11 protein-coding genes are annotated in these 10298 nt (G+C 56.6%); 7 read left to right on the top strand and 4 right to left on the bottom strand.

Features of this window, described 5'->3' with window-relative positions; genetic code table 11:
• Positions 1 to 147: 147 nt before the first annotated feature.
• Positions 148 to 348, top strand: a complete 201-nt coding sequence (locus tag R0I78_RS08120; protein ID WP_317074979.1) for a sodium/glutamate symporter — start codon at positions 148 to 150, stop codon at positions 346 to 348.
• A gap of 114 nt (positions 349 to 462) precedes the next feature.
• Here the strand turns inward: R0I78_RS08120 and ftsZ are convergent, their stop codons facing one another.
• Entirely contained in the window at positions 463 to 1545 is a 1083-nt protein-coding gene (gene ftsZ, locus R0I78_RS08115) for a cell division protein FtsZ (RefSeq protein WP_317074978.1), read from the bottom strand.
• 63 nt (positions 1546 to 1608) lie between these two features.
• On the bottom strand, positions 1609 to 2571 hold the full coding sequence (locus tag R0I78_RS08110; protein WP_317074977.1) for a helix-turn-helix transcriptional regulator: 963 nt from the start codon (positions 2569 to 2571) through the stop codon (positions 1609 to 1611).
• Positions 2572 to 2860: 289 nt separating this feature from the next.
• On the opposite strand from R0I78_RS08110, the gene R0I78_RS08105 reads away from it, so the two are divergent.
• Entirely contained in the window at positions 2861 to 4354 is a 1494-nt protein-coding gene (locus tag R0I78_RS08105) for a M14 family zinc carboxypeptidase (protein ID WP_317074976.1), read from the top strand.
• Here the strand turns inward: R0I78_RS08105 and R0I78_RS08100 are convergent.
• Positions 4306 to 4695, bottom strand: coding sequence for a SirB2 family protein (locus R0I78_RS08100; RefSeq protein ID WP_317074975.1), 390 nt, complete (start codon positions 4693 to 4695; stop codon positions 4306 to 4308). The two genes, R0I78_RS08105 and R0I78_RS08100, sit on opposite strands and share 49 nt — an antisense overlap.
• Positions 4696 to 4827: 132 nt before the next feature.
• Here R0I78_RS08100 and R0I78_RS08095 point away from each other — a divergent pair, with 132 nt between their 5' ends.
• Complete coding sequence (locus R0I78_RS08095; RefSeq protein ID WP_317074974.1) at positions 4828 to 5265, top strand: DUF411 domain-containing protein; 438 nt, start codon at positions 4828 to 4830, stop codon at positions 5263 to 5265.
• On the opposite strand, the gene R0I78_RS08090 is transcribed toward R0I78_RS08095, so the two are convergent.
• Positions 5246 to 5602: a DUF2500 domain-containing protein gene (locus R0I78_RS08090; RefSeq protein WP_317074973.1), complete on the bottom strand. Its 357-nt coding sequence runs from the start codon at positions 5600 to 5602 to the stop codon at positions 5246 to 5248. The two genes, R0I78_RS08095 and R0I78_RS08090, sit on opposite strands and share 20 nt — an antisense overlap.
• 65 nt (positions 5603 to 5667) lie before the next feature.
• Between R0I78_RS08090 and R0I78_RS08085 the strand changes: the two genes are divergently transcribed.
• The 4 genes from R0I78_RS08085 to R0I78_RS08070 all read left to right on the top strand — a co-directional run bounded on the left by R0I78_RS08085 (position 5668) and on the right by R0I78_RS08070 (position 10271).
• Positions 5668 to 7440, top strand: coding sequence for a YdbH domain-containing protein (locus R0I78_RS08085; protein ID WP_317074972.1), 1773 nt, complete (start codon positions 5668 to 5670; stop codon positions 7438 to 7440).
• The gene (locus tag R0I78_RS08080) at positions 7437 to 7619 is read left to right on the top strand and encodes a YnbE family lipoprotein (RefSeq protein ID WP_019934576.1); all 183 of its coding nucleotides are present in this window, start codon (positions 7437 to 7439) and stop codon (positions 7617 to 7619) included. The genes R0I78_RS08085 and R0I78_RS08080 overlap by 4 nt, the downstream gene beginning before the upstream one ends.
• A gap of 10 nt (positions 7620 to 7629) precedes the next feature.
• Positions 7630 to 7944 carry a YdbL family protein gene (locus R0I78_RS08075; protein WP_245541395.1) on the top strand — a complete coding sequence of 105 codons (315 nt, stop codon included), beginning with the start codon at positions 7630 to 7632 and terminating at the stop codon, positions 7942 to 7944.
• A gap of 146 nt (positions 7945 to 8090) precedes the next feature.
• The gene (locus tag R0I78_RS08070) at positions 8091 to 10271 is read left to right on the top strand and encodes a S9 family peptidase (protein ID WP_395535324.1); all 2181 of its coding nucleotides are present in this window, start codon (positions 8091 to 8093) and stop codon (positions 10269 to 10271) included.
• Positions 10272 to 10298: the final 27 nt, after the last annotated feature.

Genomic DNA, 10298 nt, shown 5'->3' with positions numbered 1-10298 from the left:
ATTAACGCCGCGACCAACATTAAAGCCGTCGGGCTGGCGGTGTTAGCCCTTGGAGAGAATGTAAGCGGCATGGGGCCAGTCTCCGTGTCCGGTTCTCGGTGAATTGGGAATCCCCTTCCTTTAGGGAGGGGAGCAGTCAATCTGGCGGTGCAGACCCTGGCCATTATTCTGCTGGGCTACTTTGTGATGTTCCGGCTGATGGGCCGTAACTATGATGCTGCCGTGCTTTGTGCCGGCTTTGTGGGTCATGGTCTGGGCGCCACTCCCAATGCGGTGGCCAATATGGGTGCTGTGTGCGATCGTTATCGGGTTTTCTCCCACAAGGCCTTTATTGTGGCGCCGTACTGATCGATATCGTGGCCATTCCGGCCATTACCTGGTGCCTGAACGTGTTTGGCTGAGTCCGGGTTTGAGCGTTAAAAAAGGCCGATGCATTGCGTCGGCCTTTTTTTGTACCTGAAATTATTGCTGGCGCTGGCGCAGAAACGCCGGAATATCCAGACCTTCCTGCAGCGGCTGTTCTGCTGGCTGGCCGGGCTGATGCTGAGATTGCTGCACCGGCGCTATGGTTTCTTTTGGCGGCTGAATACCGGTGGCGATCATAGTGACCTGAATGCTGTCGGTTAAGTCCGGATCCAGGGTAATGCCCGATACCACAGTGGCATCTTCACCCACGCTTTCTGCCACGCGATCACCAATTTTCTGAAAATCGTCCAGGCCAATATCGGCAGATGCCACCACGTTAAGCAGCACGCCCCGGGCCCGCTCCAGCTCTACTTTTTCCAGCAGCGGATTATTCAGTGCCTGCAGAGTGGCTTCTTCTACCTTGTTTTCACCGCTGGCCAGGCCAATGCCCATCACCGCCTTGCCCTGCTGGCTCATAATGGTGCGCACATCGGCAAAGTCGATATTAATCAGGCCGGTCTGACCAATGATGTCCGCCAGACCACGCACCGCATTCTGAATCACCTTGCTGCTTTCAGAAAAGGCCTTAATCAGCGGGGTGCGGGCACCCAATACCCGCAGCAGGTAGTCGTTGGGCAGTACCAGCAGGGCATCGGTGTGTTCTGCCAGGGTTTCCAGGCCATCTTCCGCCGCCTTGGCGCGCTTTTTGCCTTCAAAGCCAAAGGGGCGGGTGACAATGGCCACCGTCATTATGTTCATTTCCCGGGCCAGCTGAGCCACCACAGGAGCCGCACCCGTGCCGGTGCCGCCACCCATGCCGGCAGTAATAAAGCATAGATCCGCGCCTTGCAGACGGGCACGAATATCGGCTTCGCTTTCTACTGCGGCCTTGCGGCCGGTTTCGGCCTCGGCACCGGCACCCAGACCACGGGTCAGTTCACGGCCCAGCTGCAGAATTTCTACCCGGCTTTGCTGCAGAGCTTTGGCATCCGTATTCATGGCAATGGTGCTGACGTGGGCCGGCAACTGGTGATCGGCCAGCAGGTTGACGGTATTACCGCCACAGCCGCCCACACCCACTACGCTGATGCGAATGGTGTCGCAGTCGGGTTCGGCGGGCTCAAAAAAAATCTGATCCATCCTGGTCTCCGTGAAAAAACAAAGGGCTGAACCAGTCAGCCCTTATCATCGGTATGGGTGCCGTTATTTGGCGGACTTCAGTGACTCCGGTGCCAGTATTTCTACCTTACCGCCCATATCAGTCAGCCAGCGGCGAAATTCGGGAGAATCTTTTACATCGGTTTCCACCATCATGCTTTGCTTGTCATAACGGGTCAATCGCGGATTGTGGCCCGGAATGGTGTCTTCCAGCAGCGGCCGGCCCGTATTGGCAATACGGCCAACAAAATGGATGGTTTCTGCCTCTTCCTGGTAGCCTTTTTCCCGCACCAGCTTGTGCGTGCTGAACTCACGGGGCTGGGTAACCGGCCGGCTGGTCAGTTCAACATCCTTGATGTGTTCAAAAGGAATGCCGTAAATCTTGGGGTCCATGTCGGTCATGGTGCACAGCAGCATGGTGCCGTCTTTACGGCTGACAATGCCCAGCGGGTTGACCTGCTCATAACGCAGCCACACGGTGCGGCCCTTGATCTGGCGCTTGATTTCAGCGGTGAATTTGCGGCCACGCCACAGGGCATCGCGAATAGTGGTGGCGCGGCGCATTTCCGGGCTGCCGGCAAACGGCTTGGGCAGCTGCACCACGTTTTCCATCCAGCGACCGGCCAGCTCGCTCTGGCTGTCGTTAATAACCTGAGTCGCCTTGTCGATAATGGGCGTCAGTTCGGTCAGTACACTGGCAGGCAGCAGGTCGGCGGCCTGGTCGTTCCAGGTTTTCAGTGCCATGGCCAGGCCCAGCGGCATAAAGTTGGCGAAGTCGTTCAAACCATTGCGTTCGAAACACCAGCCGTGGGGTTTGCTGCGATCATCGGAAGTGAGATCAAACAGGCCCATGCCCGACATTTCTTCCAGATCCCGCTGTACGGTCCGCAGGCTTACCTGAATTCCTTCTTCTTCCAGTTTTTCTTGCAGCTGGCGTGCGGTCAGCTTGTATGGACGGTAGGGAACACAGCGCGCCAGGGTCAGTTGTCTCAGCAGTTTCTTACTCATGGTGATGCCCTCTTGCTTGGGATGATTGTATCCTAGGCAGTAGGTGTGACAAGTTTTGACGCATGTTTTTCGTGAGTGAGTGTCGCCATTTTTCTACAGTCGCCATTTTTTGGTCTGATCCTGACGCTGAGCGAGACTTGCCGGAATAGGGTTTTGGTCCTATAACCTTTTGATATTGATATAACTTTCAGGTCTCGTTATGCGTCTTTTAGTGTTGCTGCTGTTGTTCTGGGGAGGTCAGGCTTGGTCCGGATTGGAACCCTTGACGCCATTAAAAAAAGCAAATTATTTGTCGTTGCCCGATAGTCGTGACATTGACCACTACCTGTTCACCCTGGCCGAACACAGCGACCGGGCTCGTATGGTTCACATTGGCACCTCTGCCGGTGGCCGTCCGGTTCATGCCCTGCTGATGTCCTCTTCACCGGCCTTTATGCGGCATTACCGGCCCGAGCCCGGCAAGGCCACAGTGCTGGTGCTGGCGGCTCAGCACGGCAACGAGCCTGCCGGTGCCGAAGCGGTACAGCAGCTGGCACAGGAGCTGACTCTGGGCCGGCATGAGGCTTTGCTGAAGCGGCTGAATCTGGTGCTGGTGGCCATGGCCAATCCTGATGGCCGGGATCTGTCCCGCCGCCACAATGCCAACGACGAAAACACCAACATCGACTATGTGGCGCTGAATGCCGGTGAGACCCGGCTGCTGGTCAATACGTTGCAGCGTTTTGATCCGGATCTGGTATATGACGCCCATGAGTCGGGGATCTGGAAGCGGGTACTGACCAGAGAGCAGGGCTGGCTGACCGATGTGGAAGTACAGTTTGAGGTAGGCAATAACCCCAATATCGATGCGCGCCTGCAGGATTATACCGCCGGTTTTCTGCTGCCGGCACTGATCAGCAAGGTCAGCGAAGCCGGCGTCAGGGCCGAGGCTTACCGGGGGGAAATTACGCAGCTGGGGCAGCGGGTGGCCCGGGGGGGCCTGGGCATTACCAATCTGCGTAACTATGCGGCCATGCAGGGGCGGGTGTCTGTACTGGTAGAAAGCCGGCTGGATAATAAAAGCGGCAGTTATGCCACACCGCGTAATATTGCCGAACGGGTACGCAAGCAACATCTGGCACTGCTGAGCCTGTTGCAGCTGGCTGCCACTGACAGCCGGCGGCTGATGGCAGTGTCGCGTCAGGCTCGTGCACAGTGGCAGTCTGCCAGCGCGGATCGCTCCCTGAGCATGGATGTGCACTTTGCCCGTAATCATGCCGAGCCCGAGGTGAGGCTGCCACTGGTCAGACTCAGCAGCGGTGAGCGCCGTTATCATGAGTTTGTCAATTACAACGCCATCGTGGCCGGGGAGCAGGTATTGTTGCCGCCAGCCTATGCCATCACCCGGGAACGTGAACGAATGGCTCGCTGGCTTGAACGGCATCATATTCGCTTTATGACGTTACGGGCACCTCAAGACGTCCGGGCCGAGCGCATCCTGATAGAGGCGCTGCAGCCACAGCCCAGAATAAAGCCGGGTGTCAGAGAAAAATGGCGGGTACAGGCGCGTACTGAAGCCGGTGAGCTGAGGCTGGGGCCGGGAGATATACTGGTCCCCATGGATCAACCCCTGGGGCCGCTGGCGGCAATGATGCTGGATCCGCGCTCAGCCAACGCCCTGTATCAGGAAGCAGGCTGGCGCTGGCTGAAGCCGGGGCCGTTTCCGGTGTTTCCGGTTAACCCCGGCAAAGCGCGTTACAGCACCAGCCAGGACAGTGGTGACTTGGTGACTGCCGCACCATAGATGTAGGAAAAAATAGCAATGGAAGCGAGCGCAGCCATCAGACGCTGGCCGCGGGTTTTGCCGCGTTTGATGGCAATGGTGCCCACTATGATGTAGAGCACCAGGCCAATAATTTTGGCTGCCAGCCAGGGGCTGTTCTCAAGGGGGTTGAACTTAAGGCTGACCGCCAGCCAGATGCCAAATATCAGCAGCAGGGTGTCGTTGATATGAGGCAAAATCTTCAGCAGCTTGTTGTTGATGCGGGCGGGAGAGGGGACCGCCAGCCAGGCTCTCAGCATAAACAGCACTATGCTGATAATGGCAAACATCATGTGTGCATGCTTAAGGGCAAGATAAGACATATTGGCTCCGGAGTTATACTTTATAAAGTGGTAAGCATAACCGTTTGACGCCGGTCTGAATACCGACAACAGGCGACCCGAAGACCGAGCTTTGCTAGTCTGGTGGCGGGTCATTCAACACAGGAAAGCATGATGAAAAAAAGCTTGATGAGTCTGGCACTGCTGCTGTCCGGGCCTGCGCTGGCAGCACCTGCAGCACTTCCTTCGGTTACCGTATACAAGTCACCTACCTGTGGCTGCTGTGAAGACTGGGTAGAGCACATGCGCGAGTCCGGCTTTGACGTGACCAGCGTAGACACCAATTATATGGAATCGGTGAAGGTGCGGGCCGGTGTCAAACCGTCTTTGGCGTCCTGCCACACCGCTCAGGTTGGTGGCTATGTGATTGAAGGGCATGTGCCGGCACATGATGTAAAGCAGCTGCTGCAGAACCAGCCAGAGCATCGCGGCCTGACCATTCCGGGCATGCCCCAGAGTGCACCGGGCATGGATATTCCCGGCACCCCCTATGAAGTACTGGGTTTTGACGCACAGGGCAACACAGCGGTATTCAGTCGCTATCCTGGCTAGTGTCGTCGGGCTCAAAGGCAATAAAGCGCCGGCCCCGGAACACCAGGGTGCCGGTGCTGTTCAGCAGCAGCTGCTCATAGAGAAGCTCGCTTACTTGGAATTCCTGTTCCTGGTCTCCCGGGCGCGCCCGGAAGCTGACATAGAACTGTTGTCGCTGAGCCGGCAGTTCAGTTTCCTCCTTGGAGGTGCGCCCCATAAACTGCTTTATATGCTTGCCACTGACCGTAACCCTGATGCTGTGCTCAGGCTGAGTATGATCATAAAAGCGCTGATAAAGCCGCCTTCCGAGCACCAAAAAAGCAATTACGACAATGCCCCAAAGCACCAATTTATCCATTTACGGTTTCCCCCTGTTACTGGATTTAGCTTAAGAGCTGAGCGGAGTAGTGCAAGGAGTTTGGCATGATGAAATGGCTGTTGCCGGTTTTATTGCTGAGTTTACCTGCGGCGGCGGCTTTGCCCGCCGGCATTGAACTGACGGCGCAGATGGAACGAGCAGTAGTACCAGCCTGCCCTAAAGAACGAGCTCACTCACTCAGGCTGCACTGGCACAATGGTAAAGTCACCGGCACGCTGGCATATCTGGGTCTGGATCTGGGGTGTTCCCGTAGTGGTAATACCGGCGCACAAGGTGAAGGAGATGCCCTTTCTGTGCTGCTGACCCTGCCGCCGGTCGATTTTGCCATTGATCAGTTAACGCTGCATTTACCTGGCCGGACCCTTAATGGTCCGGCTAGGTTGCGCCATCATAATGGCGACATCATGATTGACTGGCAGGCTGAAGGCAGCCCGCTTGCTATCGTGTTGACGCCGGATCAGGGCGGCTGGCGCTGGCGCGGTATCCTGCCCGGCAGCCTGCTACTGCCGGCACTGAAACAGCCGGTGAGTATGCAGGGCAGCTGGCAGCCCGGGCAAGGGCTGCGGTTGAATGCAGAGACGGGGTTGCCTGCCCCGCTGAGCGGCCGGCTGCAACTGGACGCACAGCTGCATACCGGTGAGGATGGCTGGTTTTGGGATCCCGGCTCACGGTTGCATATAAACCGGCTCAACTGGCAGCACTTGCAGCTCGACGAGCTGATGCTGCAGCCTGCGGCGGCTTTGCCCCTGGGCGGTATTGGCCGGTGGGAGCTGAGCTGGCAGGGCGGCCGCTGGCAACAGCAGGCACTGCCCCAGGCACAGCTGGCTTTGCTGCTTAACAGTTATGAACACGGCAGCGCGGAACTGATATTGTCACCGCAGTTGCAAGTAAAGGCTAACTGGCGCTGGCAGCAGGGGCTGGCCCTTGAGCTGCCTGAACAGAGGTTGTCGCTGGCCGCTGGCCTGGCCTGGCTGAACCGCTGGCTGGCGCTGCCTGATGTAGACGTGGAGCAAGGGCAACTGGTATTGGCGCTGCAATCAGCCAATGTACTGAGTGCTGCTCAGCCGCTGATATTACTGGCGCGGCTTGAAGATGGCCGGCTGAGCCGGGGAGAGCTGAGCGCCACTGGCGTGAGCGGCCAGCTCGCCGGTCGCTGGCAGCAGGGACGGCTGAGATTGAATGCCGGCAGCGGTCTGACCATAGAGGCGTTGAGTACCGGTGTGCCCGTCACTAATATTCACGCTGCATTAAGCTGGCGTAATAACAGGCCCTGGCTGTCAGGGCTTACCGCCAATGTGCTGGAAGGCCGGCTGGCATTGTCGCCAATGCCATTAAGTGCTCACTTACAGGGTGAGCTGCATATTCAGGATGTATCGCTGGCCAGTCTGTTGAATTTGACCACAGTGTCGGGACTGACTGGTGACGGCCGTTTGCATGGCCGGCTGCCCTTTGTATTTGATGGTGCTGTCAGTGTTCATAACGGTCGTCTCTGGAGCCATAACGGCTGGGTGTCTTATCAGGCCGGTGAGGCGCTGCGTGATTCTGCCGCAGACAATATGTCGTTAGCGCTTACCCTGGGCATGCTGGAAGATTTACGTTACCAGCGTCTTAGCGCCGACATGACCATGGCTGTTGACGGTGAGGCGGTGATCATGACGCGGTTGCAGGGCCGGGCTCCGGTAGGCGAGCGAATGCACCCGGTTAACTTCAATTACCGCCATCAGGAAAACCTGTTACAGTTGCTGCAGAGCCTGCGCTTTGCCGAAGATCTCAGTGAGCGGCTGCCGGCGCAGTGGCAAGGGGGTAAGGAACAATGAAACAAACCGCTATGGTGCTGGCAGTGTTGCTGCTGGGTGCCTGCACACCCAGGGTGGAAGTCATGGTTCCCGACAAGCCCATCACCGTGAATTTAAATGTGAAGGTAGATCACGAGATTCGGGTGCGGGTAGATCGGGAGCTGGAAAAACTGTTTGAACAAGAGCAGGAACTGTTCTGAGGAGACTGATATGAGATGGTTGGCTATGATTCTGGCAGCAACTCTCAGCCTGTCGGCCTGGGCACTGGATCTGCAGCAGGCTAAACAGCAGGGGCTGATTGGTGAACAGGTAAATGGTCTGGTGGGTGCGGTGCAAGGTGGTGCTCAGGTGAGCGCCATTGTGAATGACATTAACCGCAAGCGGCTCGACAGCTACCGGGATATTGCTCAAAAAACCGGCACCAGTCTGACGATAGTGCAAAGCCGTGCCGGTCAGCTGAATATTGATCGCACCCCTCCGGGCCAGTATGTGCAGCTGGCTGACGGTCGCTGGCAACGTAAGTAATCACTTCTCCCCTGAGGCTGCAGTTGCGGCCTCATTTGACTTTGTTTTTCGTTTTATTTGGCATTTTTCACCGGTTTTACTGGCTGCTGTGGCACTTCGTGAGTAATATTTGCTGGTTTTTTGAGCAGGTGTGCCGGAGGTGATGCATGGGGAATAGGGCAGGGCTTTGCCTGATGTTAGCATGGGTGCTGTGTACCCTATCCTATGCCAAAGGAGCCGACGTGCAGCTGCAACCGCCTGTCGCCAGAAAAATTCCCCATGTGCTCAGTCATCATGATGATATTCGTGTAGACAATTATCATTGGCTGCGCGATGACCAGCGTGAAGATCCTGAAGTGATTCAGTATCTTGAGCAGGAAAATCGCTATAGTGAGCGTGTGCTCACTCCGCTTAATGATCTTCAGCAAAGCCTGTTTCAGGAAATGGTGGCGCGGGTACGGCAGGATGATAACACTGTCCCTTATTTCAAGCAGGGCTGGTGGTATCGTACCCGCTATCAGCAAGGGCAGGAATATGGCATTACCGAGCGTTATCCTGATGGCCGGCCCGAGCAGATTGAAGTGTTGCTGGACGGCAACCAGCGGGCAGACGGTAAAGCGTATTATGATCAGGGTCAGATGGCGGTCAGCCCGGATCAGCAGACCCTGGCCTTTTCGGAAGATTTTATTTCCCGCCGCCAGTATCAGATCCGTTTCAAATCGCTGCAAACCGGTGAGCTTTATGACGAAGTGCTGGAAAATACCTCGGGCAATCTGGTGTGGGCCAACGACGGCAAAACTCTGTTTTATGTGAAACAGGATGAAGGTACCCTGCTGCCGTTTCAGGTATACCGCCACCGCCTTGGCACCGAACAGAGCCAGGATGTGCTGGTGTATGAAGAGCCCGACAGCGGCTTTTATACCAGCCTCTACAAGAGCCGTTCGGGAGATTATATTGTGATTGGCGGCTGGAACACCGATGCCAGCGAGCTGCGTATTATTCCCTCCGACAATCCCGCTGCCGCGCCTCAGTTATTCTGGCCCCGGCAGCATGGTCATGAATATGATCTGGACCATTATGATGGCCGCTTCTATGTACGCTCCAACAAAGACGGTGCCAACTTTGGCTTGTATGTGACCGACAGGGTCAGCGAGCCGAATGAGTGGCAGCCGTTGATTCCTGCCCGTGCCGATGTGCTGCTGGAAGGTTTTGCTCTGTTTCGCGACTGGCTGGTGCTGGAAGAGCGCAGTGAAGGCCTGCTGCACCTGCGTCAGGTGAACAGACATAATAATACCGAACACCAAATCGCCTTTGATGATCCTGCCTATGTCAGCTGGCTGGGCACCAATCCGGAAGCCGATACGCCCTGGCTGCGTTATGGCTATGCTTCCATGACCCGGCCATCTACCGTGTATGAAGTAAACATGGATACCGGTGAGCGGCGGGAGCTGAAACAGCAATATGTGGGCGAGCAGTTCAATACTGCCGACTACCGCAGTGAGCGGTTGTGGGTGAACGCCCGGGACGGCACCAAAGTGCCGGTCTCGCTGGTATATCGGGCTGATTCGTTTAAGCGCGATGGCAGTAATCCGCTGCTGGTATATGCCTACGGCTCTTACGGTGCCAGTATGGATCCGGACTTCAGCAGCGCTCGTTTAAGCCTGCTGGACCGGGGTTTTGTGTATGCCATTGCCCATGTGCGTGGGGGAGAGGAGCTGGGCCGGGACTGGTATGACCAGGGCCGGCTGATGAGCAAGCAGAACACCTTTAATGATTTTATTGATGTGACCCGCGCTCTGGTGCAGCAAGGTTACGGTGATGAGCACAGAGTATTTGCCTCCGGCGGCAGTGCCGGCGGTCTGCTGGTGGGAGCGGTGGTAAATATGGCCCCTGAGCTGTATAGGGGCGTGGTTGCCGTGGTGCCCTTTGTGGATGTGGTAACCACCATGCTGGATGAGTCTATTCCGCTGACTACCGGCGAATACGGTGAATGGGGTAACCCCAACCAGGCCGACGCCTATCACTATATGAAGTCTTACAGTCCTTATGATCAGGTAAAACCCCAGGCGTACCCGCACATGCTGGTGACAACCGGTTTACACGACTCTCAGGTGCAATACTGGGAGCCGGCCAAGTGGGTGGCCAAGCTGCGGGAGATGAAAACCGACGATAACCTGCTGCTGCTGCATTGTGATATGGACAGCGGCCACGGCGGCAAGTCAGGTCGGTTTGAGGCTTATCATGAACTGGCCCGGGAATACGCTTTTTTGCTGGCCCTGGCCGATGAAGAGCAGAGCACTCGCCTGGCCGCCGGCCCGAGTGCCCCACAAGATCGGGAAACCCGTTAACCGGGTTAATAAAGAAGGGCCGCATTG

Origin of the sequence: Oceanimonas sp. CAM02, from assembly GCF_032842915.1 — a bacterium.
Classification (GTDB): Bacteria; Pseudomonadota; Gammaproteobacteria; order Enterobacterales; family Aeromonadaceae; genus Oceanimonas; species Oceanimonas smirnovii.
This window is presented reverse-complemented; position numbering and strand designations above follow the sequence as displayed.

Bases quoted from the DNA above. Each gene is read 5' to 3' on its own strand.
- R0I78_RS08100 (WP_317074975.1), bottom strand. From the start codon at position 4,695: ATGTCTTATCTTGCCCTTAAGCATGCACACATGATGTTTGCCATTATC.
- R0I78_RS08090 (WP_317074973.1), bottom strand. From the start codon at position 5,602: ATGGATAAATTGGTGCTTTGGGGCATTGTCGTAATTGCTTTTTTGGTG.
- ftsZ (WP_317074978.1), bottom strand. From the start codon at position 1,545: ATGGATCAGATTTTTTTTGAGCCCGCCGAACCCGACTGCGACACCATT.
- R0I78_RS08110 (WP_317074977.1), bottom strand. From the start codon at position 2,571: ATGAGTAAGAAACTGCTGAGACAACTGACCCTGGCGCGCTGTGTTCCC.
- R0I78_RS08085 (WP_317074972.1), top strand. From the start codon at position 5,668: ATGATGAAATGGCTGTTGCCGGTTTTATTGCTGAGTTTACCTGCGGCG.
- R0I78_RS08095 (WP_317074974.1), top strand. From the start codon at position 4,828: ATGAAAAAAAGCTTGATGAGTCTGGCACTGCTGCTGTCCGGGCCTGCG.
- R0I78_RS08075 (WP_245541395.1), top strand. From the start codon at position 7,630: ATGAGATGGTTGGCTATGATTCTGGCAGCAACTCTCAGCCTGTCGGCC.
- R0I78_RS08070 (WP_395535324.1), top strand. From the start codon at position 8,091: ATGGGGAATAGGGCAGGGCTTTGCCTGATGTTAGCATGGGTGCTGTGT.
- R0I78_RS08080 (WP_019934576.1), top strand. From the start codon at position 7,437: ATGAAACAAACCGCTATGGTGCTGGCAGTGTTGCTGCTGGGTGCCTGC.